The following is a 14,107-nucleotide window of genomic DNA, read 5'->3' on the forward strand; positions in this document are numbered from 1 at the left end:
GGGGGAACTGGGCCAAGTGGGGAACAGGAGATGCTCGCGCACCCTCGCCCCGCTTGCGGGGAGAGGGGAGCATCGACGGGGACGGTGAGAGTGCGACTCGTGGAGAGTTCCCTCACCCGGAATTCAAGCTTCGTTCGAATTCCGGCCTCTCCCCGCAGGCGGGGGAGAGGCGAAGAAGAAATCAGTCGAACAGGCTCGACACCGACTCTTCGGCTGCCGTGCGCGCGATCGCGTCGGAGATCAGGCTGGCGATCGGCAGCGTGCGGATGTTCGGCGCCTTGCTCACCGCGTCGGTCGGCATGATCGAGTCGGTGATCACAAGCTCCTTCAGCCTGGAGTTGGTGATGCGGGTGGCCGCGCCGCCGGAGAGCACGCCGTGGGTGATGTAGGCGTAGACGTCTTTGGCGCCCTTGGCGATCAGCGCATCGGCGGCGTTCACCAGCGTGCCGCCGGAATCGACGATATCGTCGACCAGAATACAGCTATAGCCGGAGACGTCGCCGATCACGTTCATGACCTCGGATTCACCGGCGCGTTCGCGGCGCTTGTCGACGATCGCGAGCGGGGTGTTGATGCGCTTGGCGAGGCCGCGGGCGCGGGCCACGCCGCCGACGTCGGGCGAGACCACCATCACCTTGCTGAGGTCGAAACGTTCGCGGATGTCGCGAACCATCACGGGGGCCGCGAACAAATTGTCCGTCGGGATATCGAAGAAACCTTGAATTTGGCCGGCGTGCAGGTCGAGCGTCATGACGCGGTCGACGCCGGCATGGGTGATCAGATTGGCAACCAGCTTGGCCGAGATCGGCGTACGCGAGCCAGAGCGGCGGTCCTGCCGAGCGTAGCCGAAATAGGGGATCACGGCGGTGATGCGGCGCGCCGATGAGCGGCGCAGCGCATCGGTGATGATCAGCAATTCCATCAGATTGTCGTTTGCCGGAAACGAGGTCGACTGGATGATGAAGGCATCCGAGCCGCGAATGTTCTCCTGAACCTCGACGAAGATCTCCATGTCCGCGAAGCGCCGGACCACCGCCTTGGTCAGCGGCATGTTCAGGCCTTCCGCGATCGCTTGCGCGAGGGCAGGATTGGAGTTGCCGGCGACGAGCTTGATGGAGCCGTTCTTGCCCGACATGGACGATTCCTCCCGCGCTTTGCTGGATACGACGTTCAACATCACAGAATACCCACTGGAAGCACGGTTACGACGGGCGAGCAAATATCAGGCCGGGGGCCGCAATGGCAACCCGGGATGCTACGTTTTCCCTTTGAAATCCTGAGTCTCGCCAACGGTTTGGCCGCAAGTTGGGGCTGTGGTTTAGCGGCAGTTATCGCTCGGCATAGCCGAGCGCGGAGGTCGGCAAATCCGGCCCATCGGGGATCACGCTTGCCACTGCCGGTCCGCGCAGGCCCGGAACGGCGTTCGGGGCGTCCGGCGTTCCGTTGATCATGTTGGAAAGTCCACTGAATCCGGCCTGGGCGATCTTCCGCAGCACGAGGTCGTCGGCGGCCGACCAGGGATCGCGCCCACCCTTGGCGGAGGTCGGTTCCTCGCCCGAGACCCGCAGGGCCCGCTGCTGGTTGGCGTCGTAGACGTCCCAGACCCAGGCGATCACGGTCTTGCCGCGCACCACCTGGGCGGAAAGGTAGCTGCGCACGCGGTAGGCAGCCGTCCCCTCGCGAGAGACCACGGACAGGCTGCGCAGCTTGGATTCGCTGTCGAGCACACCGACCATGCGGTCGAACACCTGCGGCGGCGGCCCGTCGATCGATTCGAAGGCAACCGTCGCTCCCGGGCCGGCGCTTGGTGCCATCGCATAGGAATTGGCAACACCTCCGCCGCCGGCACAGCCGCCCAGCGCGGTTGCTGCCGCCAGCAGCATGACCGCCAGCACGCGCGAACCCGCGCGGCTCAAGATGGATGACGCGTCCCTCATTATGGAGGGCAGCGATATCGTTAAAATCGATTAAGGTCTAGGGCAGAGGCGACACAGATCCGGGGCATTACGGGCGCGAATCCTGTGCATCGCTCCGGAATGACACGACGTTGCCCGTGTGTTCACCCTTCCAGCGCGATCGCGTGGACATGCCGGCCGTAGTCCGGCTCCTTGCGATGCACCGAACGGCGATAGCTGAAAAAGCGCTCGTCGGCGTAGGTGTCCAGACCAAGGTCGTCGATCATCAGGATGCCGGCCGCCTCCAGCCGCTTGCGGATGAAGCCGGCGAGATCGAACATCGCATGGCCCTCGCGGATCGACGGGATGAAGAACACCGCGTTGTCGGCATCCGCCTCGATGAAGCGCGCTACGAATTCGTTGCCGACCTCGTAGCTATCCTGGCGGATCAGCGGGCCGATCGCCGCGATGATGCCGCTGCGCGAAGCGCCGAGCTTTTCCATCGCCAGGATCGTCGATTCCAGCACACCGGTCAGCGCGCCCTTCCAGCCGGCATGTGCGCCGCCGATCACGCGGGCGTTGGGATCGACGAACAGCACCGGTCCGCAATCGGCTGTGGAGACGCCGAGCGCGATCCCCGGCGTCCTCGTCACCAGCGCATCGCCCTTCGGCCGCGGCCCGTTCGGCCACGGCGCGTCGGCGACGAGCACGTCGGGCGAATGAATCTGGTGCAGGCTGAGGAAGCGCTCCGGCGCGACGCCGACATGCTCGGCCATGCGGCGGCGGTTCTCCGCGACGAGGGTCTGATCGTCGTTGGAGCCGAGCCCGCCGTTCAGCGCGGAGTAGATGCCGCCGGAGACGCCGCCCTCGCGCGTGAAGAAGGAATGCCGCAGTCCGGGCACGGCCGACAGCAGCGACGAAGCAAGTGTCATGAACCGTCTCCGGCATGTTCGAGATCGCTGAGGCCCGCAAGGCCTGTCAGCCGCGGCTCGGAGATGCCGAGCACCTTGAACATCGAGCCCATGCCGCTGCGCCCCGTGTCGGTCAGGCGCTTGAGCGCGATCGAGATGTCGGTGGCGATCTCGGGCGAGGCCTTCTGCATCAGGGCGTTTGCGCGTGTTTCGATGCCGACGCGCTTGAGGAAATCGCCTTGCGTCACCGGGCCGTGCACGCGGGCGCCGACATCCTCGGCCGCGCGCGCCAGCGCCTGGAAGTCGACATGGGCGGTGACGTCGGCCTGTCCCGGCGCCTTCAGCGGATCGGTGAAGGTGTGGCGCGCGATGGCCTGGAAGGTATCTCCGGCATCGCTGCGCAGATGTCCGTAGTCGATAATCAGCGCCGCGCCGTCCTGGTCGCGCACGCGCGTGGCGAGCTTCATGATCTCGCTGTCGGGCCGCCATTCGAACACGGCGCCGACGGGCGCGGCGCGCACCAGAGGCGGCAGCAGCACGTCGAAACGCGGCGTCGGCTCGGCCGCCGCGCCGAATTGAAGCTTGCCGTTGGGGTCGACCTCGATCACGCGCTCGTGCCAGCCGTGTTCGCGCTTCACCATCTGGTGAATCGGCAGCACGTCGAAATATTCGTTGGCGAGGATGATGCTCGGTCCGTCCGGCACGTCGTCGATGCTGTCGTGCCAGGCGATGTTGCGCACGCCGGCAAGCGTCGCATTCTGCCGCTCGCGCAGGACGGGATTGACCTCGACCATGTGGATGTGAAGCGCCTGATAGAGCGGCGGCAGCACGCGGAGCGCGCGCAGCGCATCCGCCATCATGGTGCCGCGTCCGGGGCCGAGCTCGATCAGCCGCAGGAATTGCGGCGAGCCCATCTGCTTCCAGACCGAGGCGGTCCACAACCCCAGGAGCTCGCCGAACATCTGGCTGACCTCCGGCGAGGTGGTGAAGTCGCCCTCACGCCCGAGCGGATCGCGCGAGATGTAATAGCCATGGCGCGGGTGCATCAGGCACAGTTCCATGTACCGCCAGACCGGCATGGGGCCCGAGGATTTGATCAGCGCCTTGATCTCGTTGAGTAGCGGCTGTTCGGTCACGGTCTGTCTTCTCGAAAGAAATTAACGAATGGCCTTTGCGGGCTTCGGCGCACCGCGCCTCACAGCCAATACAATAAGTATGAGGCCGACAATAAGCATCGGGATCGACAACAGCATGCCCATGGTTAATCCGCCCCAGAGGAAGCCGAGCTGGGCGTCCGGTTCGCGGAAATGCTCGCCGGCGATCCGGGACAGGCCATAGATCAGGATGAAGGCGCCGAGGATCATGCCGGGCCGCTTCAGGGCGCCGAGGCGGATCATGATCGCGAGCACCGTGAACAGCAGGATGCCTTCCATGCCGGCCTCGTAGAGCTGGCTGGGATGACGCGGGAGCTGCGTCGGATCGTGGGGGAAGATCATCGCCCAGGGCAGGCTGGGGTCAGTGGCGCGACCCCACAATTCGCCATTGATGAAATTGGCAATGCGCCCGAGCAGGAGGCCGACCGGGGCGACAGCGGTGGTGATGTCGCCGAGCGACAGGATCGAGATGCCATTGCGCCAGGCAAAAAACATCACCGCGACGACGCAGCCGAGGAAGCCGCCATGGAAGGACATGCCGCCTTCCCACAATTTGAAGATCGCGGCGGGATGATCGATGAAGAAGGGCAGATTGTAGAACAGCACGTAGCCGGTGCGGCCGCCCAGGATGATGCCGAGCGTCACCCAGAGGATGAAATCGTCGATCTGCACCAGCGACATCGGCGCGGGGCCGCCCCATAGCCGTTCTTTTTTCAGCAGCGACCGCGCATAGAGCCATCCGAACACGATGCCGCTGATATAGGCCAGCGCATACCAGCGGATCGCGAACGGACCGATCTCGATCGCGATCGGCTTGAAGGCGGGAAAGTCGATGAGCAGAAAGGGCATCGGGCCTTCTATTATGACTGGACGAGATTGCGGCGATAGAGCGCCAGCAACCGCTCCCAGTGCCGCTCGGCGGCGTCGCGGTCGTAGACCGGGCGCTTGGGAAAGGCGAAGCCGTGATGCGTGCCGGGATAGATCTCGACCTCGGCCTTGGCGCCGCTCATGCCCTGCTTGACCTTCTCGATGATCTCCGTGGGCGCGTAGATGTCGGTCTCGGCACAGGCAAAATAGAGTTCGGCCCTGGTCTTGCCTCCGGCGAGATGCGGGCTGTCGTCCTGGTCGGTCGCGAGCTGCGTGCCATAGATCGATGCAGCGGCCTTGACGCGATCGGGGAAATGCGTGGCGGCGTTGACGGCATAGCGGCCGCTCATGCAGTAGCCGACGGTCCCGACGATCTTAGTGTTCGCGGCCGCCTGGCCGTCGGCATAGGTGAGCAGCGCCCTGGTGTCGTCCATGATCATCGGAATCGTGAGCGAGCCCATCAGCGCGAACATGCGCTTGCGCTCCGGCGCGTTCGGATCTGCAGGCAGCGCGCCGAGCTCCATCACGCCGGAGCGATAATAGAGGTTCGGTAGCATCACGTAATAGCCCGACGTCGCGAGCCGCCGCGCCATGTCGCGCAGCTCCTCGCGGATCGCCGGCGCGTCCATGTAGAACAGGATGACCGGAAACGGTCCGCCCCGTTCAGGATGGCTGATGAAGGTTGCGGTGTGGCCGTCCTTGGTGGGAATTGCGATCTGCTGGTCGATCATCTCGTGCGCCTTATGATTCTTCTTATGCAGGGACGTTGAATACGATTGCAAGGAAACCGGTTCATGACAAGGATACCGCCAATCGGCCCTTGAACCGTTCCGCTCGGATTGCCATTGTCTCCTGCAAGTTCGCGCAAAGTTTATCGGAGGCCGACATGACCCAGACCAACAACCGGTTTTTCGACGAGATCGGCCGGCTGATGAACGACGCCGCTGGTGCCGCCCAGGGCGTCAAGCGCGAGGTCGACACAGTCTTGCGCACCCAGGCCGAAAAATTCCTGCGCGACATGGATCTGGTCAAGCGTGAGGAGTTCGAGGCGGTCAAGGACATGGCCCGCCTGGCGCGTGAGGAGAACGAGACGCTAAAGGCGCGCATCGCAGCGCTGGAGGCGAAGCTCGGGGGAGCTGCTAGCTGATGTCGTCATGCCCGGGGCCTGTCCCGGGCATCCACGTTCTCACCTCCACCCCGCAAGACGTGGCTGGCCGGGACAAGCCCGGCCATGACGGTGTTCCGGGCCATGCCGGCTGCAAAAAATCCTCGCATTTCCTTGTCATTTCCGCGTCTTCCGGGTAAAAGCCCGCCACGTCCGCGGCCCCCGCACCCCTGGAGGCTTGCTGCGGCGAACGCGATGGGCCGCCTTGCGGCCCATTAACTTTGCAAAAACAAGGACTTAACGTTATGGCGACGACCGTCAAGGAATTGAAGGCGACCGCACGTCCGAAGAGCGGCAAGGGGGCCGCCCGGGCTGAGCGTCGCGCCGGCAGAGTGCCCGGAGTGATCTATGGTAACAACCAGCCCCCTCTGCCGATCTCGGTTGAAGACCGCGAATTGCGCGCGCGCATCCTCGCCGGCCGGTTCCTGACCACGCTCGTCGACGTCGAGCTCGACGGCAAGAAGCATCGCGTGATTCCGCGCGATTACCACCTCGATCCGGTCAGGGACTTCCCGATCCACGTCGACTTCATGCGTCTCGGCGAAGGCGCCACCATCCGCATCAGCGTTCCCCTGCATGTCGTGAAGGCGGAAGGCTCTCCCGGCGTGAAGCGCGGTGGCGCCGTCAACATCGTCGCGCACGCAATCGAGCTCGAGTGCGGTGTCGAGAACATCCCGCAGTACATCGAGGCGGATGTCGGCTCGCTCGAAATCGGTCACTCGCTGCATCTGTCCGACATCAAGCTGCCGGCCGGCGTCAAGGCGCTGACCTCCGAGGACGCAACCCTCGTTACCATCGTGCCGCCCTCCGGCTACGCCGAAGAGCAGAAGGCAGCGGCTGCTGCTACAGCTCCGGGTGCTGCTGCTCCGGCGGCTGGTGCTGCTCCGGCGGCTGGCGCCGCTGCTCCGACGGCTGGTGCGAAGGCTCCGGCGGCGGCTGCCAAGGCTCCCGCCGGCGACAAGAAGAAGTAATCTCTCGAAAGAGCTGGCACGCGGTCTCTGATCGCGCGCCAGCTGAGGAGCGCGCCGCGTCATGCGACTGTTTGTTGGGCTCGGCAATCCCGGCGCGAAATACGCACGTAACCGGCACAATATCGGCTTCATGGCAGTCGACGAGATCGCGCGGCGTCATGGTTTCGCACCGTGGCGCCGCAGGTTTCAGGGCGAGACCTCGGAAGGTGGGCTCGGCACTGAGCGCGTGATCCTGCTCAAGCCCACGACCTACATGAACGATTCCGGCCGCAGCGTTCAGGAGGCGGCAGGCTTCTTCAAGATCGCGCCCGGCGACGTCACCGTGTTCCACGACGAGCTCGAGCTGCCCCCGGGCAAGGTGCGGGTGAAGATCGGCGGCGGCATCGCCGGCCACAACGGCCTGCGCTCGATCTCGGCGCATATCGGCAACGACTACCGCCGGGTCCGACTCGGCATCGGTCATCCCGGCGTCAAGGAATTGGTGCACGGCCACGTGCTGTCGGATTTCGCCAAGGCGGACAACGACTGGGTCGCGACCCTCTGCGACGCGGTTGCCGAGCACGCCGCACTGATCGCCAGGGGCACCGACGCGACCTTCGCCAACAGGGTGCATCTCGCGATGCAGGCGAAGGGATTTTTGACCAAGGACGACAACGGCAAGGAATAACGCTCGTGGGATTCAAATGCGGGATCGTCGGATTGCCCAATGTCGGCAAGTCGACCTTGTTCAACGCGCTGACCGAGACGGCCGCGGCGCAGGCCGCGAACTATCCGTTCTGCACCATCGAGCCGAATGTCGGTGAGGTCGCCGTGCCGGATCCGCGGCTCGACAAGCTCGCGGCAATCGCCAAGTCCGGACAGATCATTCCGACCCGGCTGACCTTCGTCGACATCGCGGGCCTCGTGCGCGGCGCTTCCAAGGGTGAAGGCCTCGGCAACCAGTTCCTCGCCAACATCCGCGAGACCGACGCCATCGCGCATGTCGTGCGCTGCTTCGAAGATTCCGACATCACCCATGTCGAGGGCAAGATCGCCCCGCTCGCCGACATCGAGACCATCGAGACCGAACTGATGCTCGCCGATCTCGACAGCCTCGAGAAGCGCGTCGACAACCTCACCAAGAAGGCCAAGGGCAACGACAAGGACGCCAAGGAGCAGCTCGATCTCGTCAACCGCACCCTGGTGCTGCTGCGCGAGGGCAAGCCCGCGCGCCTCGTCGAACGCAAGGCGGAGGAGGAGCGCGCCTTCGGGATGCTGGGCTTGTTGTCGTCCAAGCCCGTGCTCTATGTCTGCAACGTCGAGGAAAGCTCGGCCGCAACGGGCAATTCGTTCTCGAAGGCGGTGCAGGAGCAGGCCGCCAAGGAAGGCGCCGTCGCCGTGGTCATCTCCGCCAAGATCGAATCCGAGATCGCGACCATTTCACGCGAGGAGCGTGCTGACTTCCTCGAGACGCTGGGTCTCGAAGAAGCCGGCCTCGATCGCCTGATCCGCGCCGGCTACACGCTGCTTGACCTCATCACCTATTTCACGGTGGGCCCGAAGGAAGCGCGCGCCTGGACCATCCATCGCGGCACCAAGGCGCCGGGCGCAGCCGGTGTGATCCACACCGATTTCGAGAAGGGCTTCATCCGTGCCGAGACCATCGCGTTTGAGGATTACGTGGCATTCAACGGCGAAGCCGGCGCCCGCGATGCCGGCAAGCTCCGCCTTGAAGGCAAGGAATACGTCGTCGCCGACGGCGACGTGATGCATTTCAGGTTCAATAATTAAGGTCTTTCCTCCCGTCATTGCGAGCGAAGCGAAGCAATCCAGACTGTGTCCGCTGAGACAGCCTGGATTGCTTCGTCGCAAGGGCTCCTCGCAATGACCGGCTACCGCATCCCGCCGCCCTGGTCCCTGATCGCGCCGAGATGCTCGTTGATGCGGAAGATGATCAGGATCAGTTCCGCGATGATGCGCGAGAACACGATGCCGACCACGACACTGGCGATCGACGACAGCAGCACAAGGAATCCGCCGAACGGGCTGATCGCCATCGCAGCCAGGCCGGAGAAGATGCCGGAGAGGCCGAACAGGCAGATCAGCGCGATCACCAGCCAGTAGAAGGTCTTGATGATCGTCGGCGTGATGAACCGGTCCCACTGAAACAGGTCGCTGAATGAAAACATTGCTATCCCCAGGCCAGATTGGCCTTGTCAAATCGGGTTTTCGGCCCTCGATCGATCCGACTCAAGGCCAAAGCCGCCGCATCGAATGTAGCACGAGCCATGCGGGCCGGCGGGTTGAGATTGCCGCAAACTGCGGCCACAATCTGTCCTTTCCTCCAGCAATCCAAAGATGACCCTGACCTTCGAAGACTTCCCGCCCGGCCGCTTCGGAACGTTCGGCCCGCGACATGTCACCCGCGACGAGATCCTGGCCTTTGCCGCCGAGTTCGATCCGCAGCCGATGCACCTCGACGAAGAGGCGGCGGCCACGAGCATGCTGCGCGGCCTGTCCGGCTCCGGCTGGCACCTCTGCTCGCTGATGATGCGGATGATGGCCGACGGCTTCATCACCCGTGCCGCATCGCTCGGCTCGCCCGGCGTTGACGAGGTGCGCTGGCTGTCGCCCTTGCGGCCCGGCGACGATCTCATGCTCGACGTCGACGTCGTGGAAGCCCGCGCCTCGAAGAGCCGCCCCGAGCTTGGCATCGTCAAGTTCAAATGCACCGTGCGCAACGCGACCGGGCAGGCGCTGTGCGAGATGACCTCGCCGATCCTGATCAAGCGGCGCGAGGGGGCGGTCTGATGCGGTTCTTCGACGACATCGAGATCGGCCATCGCCGCGAGATCGGCGCCTACCTTTTCACCGCGGACTCCATCAAGACCTTCGCCGCAAAGTTCGATCCGCAGCGCTTTCACCTCGACGAGGAGGAAGGCAAGAACTCGCTGTTCGGCGGGTTAGCTGCTTCGGGCTGGCATGTCGGCTCGGCCTGCATGAGCCTGCTCGTCGCGGACGGCCAGCGTCTGGCGCGTGAGGCCGCGGAACGCGGCGAGGAGGTCGCGGTGTGGGGTCCGTCGCCGGGCTTTCGCGATTTGCGCTGGATCAGGCCGGTGCTCGCCGGCGACACGATCAGCTATGTCAACGTCGTCGTCGACAAGCGCAGCTCCGCCTCACGTCCCGGCTGGGGCATTTTGACGGCCCGCACCACCGGCACCAACCAGCGCGGCGAGGAGGTCTATTCCATCACCGCCAGCGCCTTCGTGCCGATGCGCGCGAAGGACTGTTAGATTCGTTCCAGGATGAACGACTGAAAAGAGCGCGCGAGTGTTGCCCGCGCGCTATGGACGCGATTCGGGGCGGCTGGCATAAGCCTGCGCAACATGGTGACCCGCAAGCACTTGGCGGAACCATCGAGTTGCTAACCAATTATGAACCTGTCGCTGTCTATTTGAACGAACTGGGCAGAGTACAGGGGAACGAGGACCATGGCAGATCGCGGCGCACTCAAGCTGGTCGGATTTATCTTTGCTACCGCCACGCTGGCCGTGATGTTGATCGCCGGCATGGTGGTGAAGGGCTATGCCGATGGCGGCTACACGTTGGAAGCCTCGACCGTGGAAGCTGCCCGTTAAGAGTTCGTTAACTCCGCGGCGCCGCGAGGCGGCGTCCGCGCGGCGCCGCGAAGCGGCGTCCGCGCGGGGCCGCGAGCCGGCCTCCGTTCAGCGGCTATAGACGAACGCCAATATCGCGATCGCAACCGCCAGCAGTCCGACAAAGCGCAGCATGATCGTGCCGAACTGGTTCGGCGCCGGCCGCATCGGTATCGGGTCCGTGGTGTCGGGCCGTATGCTTTCCATCTGAAATGTCCCCAGGCCCGGCCGTCGGTGGCGCGGACGCTTGGCGTTAGTCGGTGGTGAGGAACGTACGGTTCAAACCGCACCCACTATTGTCATGCTCCGCGAAGGCGGGGCATCCAGTACGCTGCGGCCTCTCGGCTCAATCACTTCCGTCTCTGGAATACTGGATCGCCCGCCTTCGCGTGCGATGACACCTTTGATTGGGGAGGCAGCGTGCGGACACACCACGAATCAAAACCGCCGCGCCCCTGTCGGAACGCGGCGGCTGGTGATGCGTGACGCTTAAGCGATCAGCTGTTGCGCAGGCCGTCGGCGGCGCGCTTCCACTGCGCGACGTTGTCGGCGATCATGCGGGTCGACTTCATCGCGGCCTGGCTGAGCTGGGCGTAGCCGGAGATCTCGCGCTGGACGCGCTGGCCTTCGGCGTGGAGCAAATCGCGCAGGCTCTCGAGCTCGGAGATCAGGTTCTCGATCTCGGCGAGCGAGGTGCCGGCGACGCGCTGGATCAGCGAGTTGACGTTGGTGACGGTGGCCTCCGCGCTCGGATCGAGCGGCGGCGCGTCGGTGGTGGCGGTCGCCGCCGGCCGGCGCAGATAGGCAATGTCGTTGCGGACGAAGTCGCGGATGCCGGCTTCGACCTCGGTGACGGCGGCGAGGTTGGTGTCGACCGTCTCGGTCTCGGTGGTCTCGGTCTTTTCCGGACGCATGGCGTTCATCGTTGTTCCCCTGTTCGCGTTGAGCGCAGCGCGAGTGTCCCCCGCACGACGACGTCTGTAAGGCCGTAGCATCAGGGCGCCGGATTTTGGCCGCAACTTGGCCGAGGTGCGGCAAGGGCGGTCCATTCGGGGGCTTTGCCGTGGCGTATGGTTAGCAGAGCGTGAACGCCAGGCGCGTGGCGCGTTGAGCTACCAGCTCTTCTTGAATCCCGCCGACAGGCTCTTGCTGATCGCGCCCTGCGAGGTCTCGCCGACGGAGCCGGAGACGGTGACGTTGTCGAACAGCTTCTGCTCGGCGCCGACCTTGCGCAGCCATTTGTCGTCGGTGGTCGACAGCATTTGGCCGGCGGTGATGCTGGTACCGGTGTCGGTGATGGTGACCTTGGCGGATTGGTCGGTCTCGTAATTGCGCGTGATGTGCCCGCCGATGCCGGGCAAGGCCGTCGTGCCTTGCTGGTTGACGCTGTAGCCGTTCTGCAGCGTCAGCGCCGTGTCGCCCGACAGCGGCACCGATTTGGTCAGCGATGCCCCGATCTTGCTCTGCTCGGCGCCGGGATCGACGCGGGCTTCCACCGCGGTCTTGTCCCAGATTACGCCCGCCCCCGGCGCGGTCGCCGCCGCCCAGGCGCTGCCGGAGGATTGCGGCAGGTTGCCGCCATTGGTGGCCTTCTGTGCCAGCAACTCGGACATCGTTCGCGGCTCGCTCGTCACCGTCATGTCGGCACCGATGCGGGCGTCCCAGAACGAGGAGACCGACTGCTTCACCGTCACCGCCGACGAGCCGTTGGCATTGGCGTTCGACGACCAGTTCATGCCGTCCTTGGCGGCGGCCTGGGCGCGCTTCCTGGCGGCGGCGATTTCGTTGGCGGTGCCGGCATCGACCGCGAGCTGGCTCCAGTCGAGCTTGTCGACGTCGATGCCTTTCAGCACGTCGGGGTCGTTGACGTCAGGGGTCGCCTCGGCGGTCTCCGCGGTCTCGGCCTCGTCGTCAGGCGCGGCCGCTGCGGGGAGAAGGGCGGGATGATCTGCGCCGAGACCGTCAGCACCGAGCCCAAGATGAACACAGCCGCCAGCACCGGCAGCCTGGTCCAGCCAAAACCTGTCGTGAATTCCATCGTCCTGCCCGCAAGCCCGGTCCGCACCCAGGATGGGGAACCATCGTTGCAAAATTGTGGCGTGGTGCTGCTCTGCACAAGTACGCGGTGCCGCAGCCACCCCAAAAAATGACGAACCAACGGGCCGCGCGAAGGCGCGCGCCCGGTGACGAGCGTCTCCACGACGGCATCCGGCGGGGCTGGAGGCCAGGACGTCGCGGGCGCATCATCACCGGTCCCGAACTGCGGGGCCCGTTGGCGTCCCCCTCAGCCGACGCTGGTCATCTTTGGCAGATGAATGGCGCGGCCGAGTGCCTGTTCAACGAGGTCGAAGCTGTCGACCAGCACGCGCATGCTGACGAGCTTGCCGGCCCTGAACTGGGCGAACTGCGCCACGCGCAAGCTGATCGGCTTGTCGGAATCCAGCGCGGTCAGCGAATACCGCAGCATTGAGGCGGCGGAATCGACGCCGAGCATGATGCTCTCGCGGTCGAAGCGGCGGACACGGAAATTGTCGGCGAGCTGGTGGATGACGTCGAGCACGGCGTCCTTGCCCTGGCGCGCGCCGAGGAACGGAAACATGTCGATCGGGCCATAGATCGCCCATTCGACGTCCTCGTCGATCAGGGCCTCGATATCCTCGAAATGCCGGTCGTTGATCGCGCGGTGCAACGCGCGCGAGAAACGCCAGAGGCTGTGCTCTGTCATCTTGGGGCGTCCTGAAACTGGCTCGTAAAAACGAAAAACAACCCCATGCACAGTACGCGCCGCGGGGTTGCTCCAATCCGTTCGTATACAAACAAATAGGCTCGATTTGCGGAAATGCAAATCACGATATTGCAATGCACAATTGAGCGCTGTTTGTGAGATTTACAATAGAACCCCGTATTTTACCGGGCCCCACCGGGAACTGGTCACGCTGCGACGTTCCGGCGCGCTAGCTGCCGTCGACCGGCGCCCCCAGGATCAGCGGCCCGATTTCGCGCTCCAGCACCTGCTGCACGAGGTCGTAGGAATCGATGATTTCGCGGATCTGCGCCACCAGCCCGCCGCGGAAGCTGTAGAACACGGCCATGTCGAACTGCACGATGCGGTCGTTGCTGCGCTTCCTGAAATAGGTGTGCATGTAGGTCGCGACCTCGTCGCCGTCGGCGAGGATATGCGGCGCCTTGTAGCGGATGTCCGAATAGCGCGACCAGATCGTCTGCCAGAGCGCACGCAATTCGGCCTTGCCATGGCGCGGCACCATGTGCGGCAGCACGTCGATCGGCGCGTGGGTGAGGAAGTCCACGTCGTCGGTGCAGCACGACAGCGCGGCCTCGATATCGCCGCGCGCAAAGCTGTCGAGCAGGTGCAGAACGCGTTGCCTGTTCAGCGATTCAACCGTCATGCCGCTCCCGCCTCATTGGCCGTGGACTACAACGCTATCGTGCAGCTTGCGGGTCCAGCAATCCGCAAAAAGACAGAGCCCTGCCGCGATTGGTCATGTGTC

18 protein-coding genes and 1 pseudogene are annotated in these 14,107 nt (G+C 64.5%); 7 read left to right on the forward strand and 12 right to left on the reverse strand.

The window, feature by feature from the left end:
* Positions 1–181: 181 nt before the first annotated feature.
* The 6 genes from ACQ86E_RS18860 to ACQ86E_RS18885 form a co-directional block, all read right to left on the reverse strand.
* On the reverse strand, positions 182–1,135 hold the full coding sequence (locus tag ACQ86E_RS18860; protein ID WP_431201262.1) for a ribose-phosphate pyrophosphokinase: 954 nt from the start codon (positions 1,133–1,135) through the stop codon (positions 182–184).
* Positions 1,136–1,328: 193 nt separating this feature from the next.
* Positions 1,329–1,937, reverse strand: a complete 609-nt coding sequence (locus tag ACQ86E_RS18865; protein ID WP_431201263.1) for a hypothetical protein — start codon at positions 1,935–1,937, stop codon at positions 1,329–1,331.
* Positions 1,938–2,059: 122 nt separating this feature from the next.
* Positions 2,060–2,827 (reverse strand): peptidoglycan editing factor PgeF, encoded by a 768-nt coding sequence (pgeF, locus tag ACQ86E_RS18870; RefSeq protein ID WP_431201264.1) that lies wholly within the window; start codon positions 2,825–2,827, stop codon positions 2,060–2,062.
* A complete protein-coding gene (locus ACQ86E_RS18875) occupies positions 2,824–3,942 on the reverse strand; it encodes a class I SAM-dependent methyltransferase (protein WP_431201265.1) in 1,119 nt (372 codons plus the stop codon). Before ACQ86E_RS18875 ends, pgeF begins: the two co-directional genes overlap by 4 nt.
* Before the next feature lie 21 nt (positions 3,943–3,963).
* Complete coding sequence (lgt, locus tag ACQ86E_RS18880; protein ID WP_431201266.1) at positions 3,964–4,809, reverse strand: prolipoprotein diacylglyceryl transferase; 846 nt, start codon at positions 4,807–4,809, stop codon at positions 3,964–3,966.
* A gap of 11 nt (positions 4,810–4,820) precedes the next feature.
* A complete protein-coding gene (locus ACQ86E_RS18885) occupies positions 4,821–5,558 on the reverse strand; it encodes a dienelactone hydrolase family protein (RefSeq protein ID WP_431201267.1) in 738 nt (245 codons plus the stop codon).
* Positions 5,559–5,713: 155 nt separating this feature from the next.
* Between ACQ86E_RS18885 and ACQ86E_RS18890 the strand changes: the two genes are divergently transcribed.
* From ACQ86E_RS18890 to ychF, 4 genes are all read left to right on the forward strand, one after another.
* On the forward strand, positions 5,714–5,974 hold the full coding sequence (locus ACQ86E_RS18890; RefSeq protein WP_431201268.1) for an accessory factor UbiK family protein: 261 nt from the start codon (positions 5,714–5,716) through the stop codon (positions 5,972–5,974).
* 263 nt (positions 5,975–6,237) lie between these two features.
* Entirely contained in the window at positions 6,238–6,963 is a 726-nt protein-coding gene (locus ACQ86E_RS18895; RefSeq protein WP_431201269.1) for a 50S ribosomal protein L25/general stress protein Ctc, read from the forward strand.
* Between the two features lie 61 nt (positions 6,964–7,024).
* Positions 7,025–7,630, forward strand: a complete 606-nt coding sequence (gene pth / locus ACQ86E_RS18900) for an aminoacyl-tRNA hydrolase (RefSeq protein WP_431201270.1) — start codon at positions 7,025–7,027, stop codon at positions 7,628–7,630.
* A gap of 5 nt (positions 7,631–7,635) precedes the next feature.
* On the forward strand, positions 7,636–8,733 hold the full coding sequence (gene ychF, locus ACQ86E_RS18905; RefSeq protein ID WP_431201271.1) for a redox-regulated ATPase YchF: 1,098 nt from the start codon (positions 7,636–7,638) through the stop codon (positions 8,731–8,733).
* 101 nt (positions 8,734–8,834) lie between these two features.
* On the opposite strand, the gene ACQ86E_RS18910 is transcribed toward ychF, so the two are convergent.
* Complete coding sequence (locus ACQ86E_RS18910; RefSeq protein ID WP_431201272.1) at positions 8,835–9,131, reverse strand: DUF4282 domain-containing protein; 297 nt, start codon at positions 9,129–9,131, stop codon at positions 8,835–8,837.
* A gap of 169 nt (positions 9,132–9,300) precedes the next feature.
* On the opposite strand from ACQ86E_RS18910, the gene ACQ86E_RS18915 reads away from it, so the two are divergent.
* The 3 genes from ACQ86E_RS18915 to ACQ86E_RS18925 all read left to right on the forward strand — a co-directional run bounded on the left by ACQ86E_RS18915 (position 9,301) and on the right by ACQ86E_RS18925 (position 10,580).
* A complete protein-coding gene (locus ACQ86E_RS18915; protein ID WP_431201273.1) occupies positions 9,301–9,753 on the forward strand; it encodes a MaoC family dehydratase in 453 nt (150 codons plus the stop codon).
* Positions 9,753–10,235, forward strand: coding sequence for a MaoC family dehydratase (locus tag ACQ86E_RS18920; protein ID WP_431201274.1), 483 nt, complete (start codon positions 9,753–9,755; stop codon positions 10,233–10,235). Before ACQ86E_RS18915 ends, ACQ86E_RS18920 begins: the two co-directional genes overlap by 1 nt.
* 198 nt (positions 10,236–10,433) lie before the next feature.
* Complete coding sequence (locus ACQ86E_RS18925; protein ID WP_431201275.1) at positions 10,434–10,580, forward strand: hypothetical protein; 147 nt, start codon at positions 10,434–10,436, stop codon at positions 10,578–10,580.
* A gap of 87 nt (positions 10,581–10,667) precedes the next feature.
* Here the strand turns inward: ACQ86E_RS18925 and ACQ86E_RS18930 are convergent, their stop codons facing one another.
* From ACQ86E_RS18930 to ACQ86E_RS18950, 5 genes and pseudogenes are all read right to left on the reverse strand, one after another.
* Positions 10,668–10,805, reverse strand: a complete 138-nt coding sequence (locus ACQ86E_RS18930; RefSeq protein ID WP_015688513.1) for a hypothetical protein — start codon at positions 10,803–10,805, stop codon at positions 10,668–10,670.
* 290 nt (positions 10,806–11,095) lie between these two features.
* Entirely contained in the window at positions 11,096–11,521 is a 426-nt protein-coding gene (locus tag ACQ86E_RS18935) for a hypothetical protein (RefSeq protein ID WP_015688512.1), read from the reverse strand.
* A gap of 189 nt (positions 11,522–11,710) precedes the next feature.
* Positions 11,711–12,636: pseudogene (locus tag ACQ86E_RS18940) on the reverse strand (hypothetical protein).
* A gap of 246 nt (positions 12,637–12,882) precedes the next feature.
* Positions 12,883–13,323, reverse strand: a complete 441-nt coding sequence (locus tag ACQ86E_RS18945; RefSeq protein WP_431201276.1) for a nuclear transport factor 2 family protein — start codon at positions 13,321–13,323, stop codon at positions 12,883–12,885.
* A gap of 229 nt (positions 13,324–13,552) precedes the next feature.
* Complete coding sequence (locus ACQ86E_RS18950) at positions 13,553–14,005, reverse strand: nuclear transport factor 2 family protein (protein ID WP_431201277.1); 453 nt, start codon at positions 14,003–14,005, stop codon at positions 13,553–13,555.
* Positions 14,006–14,107: the final 102 nt, after the last annotated feature.

Source organism: Bradyrhizobium betae (assembly GCF_050632175.1).
Taxonomy (GTDB): domain Bacteria; phylum Pseudomonadota; class Alphaproteobacteria; order Rhizobiales; family Xanthobacteraceae; genus Bradyrhizobium; species Bradyrhizobium betae_B.

Coding starts and splice junctions, on each gene's coding strand:
- ACQ86E_RS18860 (WP_431201262.1), bottom strand. CDS start 1,135: ATGTCGGGCAAGAACGGCTCCATCAAGCTCGTCGCCGGCAACTCCAAT.
- ACQ86E_RS18865 (WP_431201263.1), bottom strand. CDS start 1,937: ATGAGGGACGCGTCATCCATCTTGAGCCGCGCGGGTTCGCGCGTGCTG.
- pgeF (WP_431201264.1), bottom strand. CDS start 2,827: ATGACACTTGCTTCGTCGCTGCTGTCGGCCGTGCCCGGACTGCGGCAT.
- lgt (WP_431201266.1), bottom strand. CDS start 4,809: ATGCCCTTTCTGCTCATCGACTTTCCCGCCTTCAAGCCGATCGCGATC.
- ACQ86E_RS18885 (WP_431201267.1), bottom strand. CDS start 5,558: ATGATCGACCAGCAGATCGCAATTCCCACCAAGGACGGCCACACCGCA.
- ACQ86E_RS18890 (WP_431201268.1), top strand. CDS start 5,714: ATGACCCAGACCAACAACCGGTTTTTCGACGAGATCGGCCGGCTGATG.
- ACQ86E_RS18895 (WP_431201269.1), top strand. CDS start 6,238: ATGGCGACGACCGTCAAGGAATTGAAGGCGACCGCACGTCCGAAGAGC.
- pth (WP_431201270.1), top strand. CDS start 7,025: ATGCGACTGTTTGTTGGGCTCGGCAATCCCGGCGCGAAATACGCACGT.
- ACQ86E_RS18910 (WP_431201272.1), bottom strand. CDS start 9,131: ATGTTTTCATTCAGCGACCTGTTTCAGTGGGACCGGTTCATCACGCCG.
- ACQ86E_RS18915 (WP_431201273.1), top strand. CDS start 9,301: ATGACCCTGACCTTCGAAGACTTCCCGCCCGGCCGCTTCGGAACGTTC.
- ACQ86E_RS18920 (WP_431201274.1), top strand. CDS start 9,753: ATGCGGTTCTTCGACGACATCGAGATCGGCCATCGCCGCGAGATCGGC.
- ACQ86E_RS18925 (WP_431201275.1), top strand. CDS start 10,434: ATGGCAGATCGCGGCGCACTCAAGCTGGTCGGATTTATCTTTGCTACC.
- ACQ86E_RS18930 (WP_015688513.1), bottom strand. CDS start 10,805: ATGGAAAGCATACGGCCCGACACCACGGACCCGATACCGATGCGGCCG.
- ACQ86E_RS18935 (WP_015688512.1), bottom strand. CDS start 11,521: ATGAACGCCATGCGTCCGGAAAAGACCGAGACCACCGAGACCGAGACG.
- ACQ86E_RS18945 (WP_431201276.1), bottom strand. CDS start 13,323: ATGACAGAGCACAGCCTCTGGCGTTTCTCGCGCGCGTTGCACCGCGCG.
- ACQ86E_RS18950 (WP_431201277.1), bottom strand. CDS start 14,005: ATGACGGTTGAATCGCTGAACAGGCAACGCGTTCTGCACCTGCTCGAC.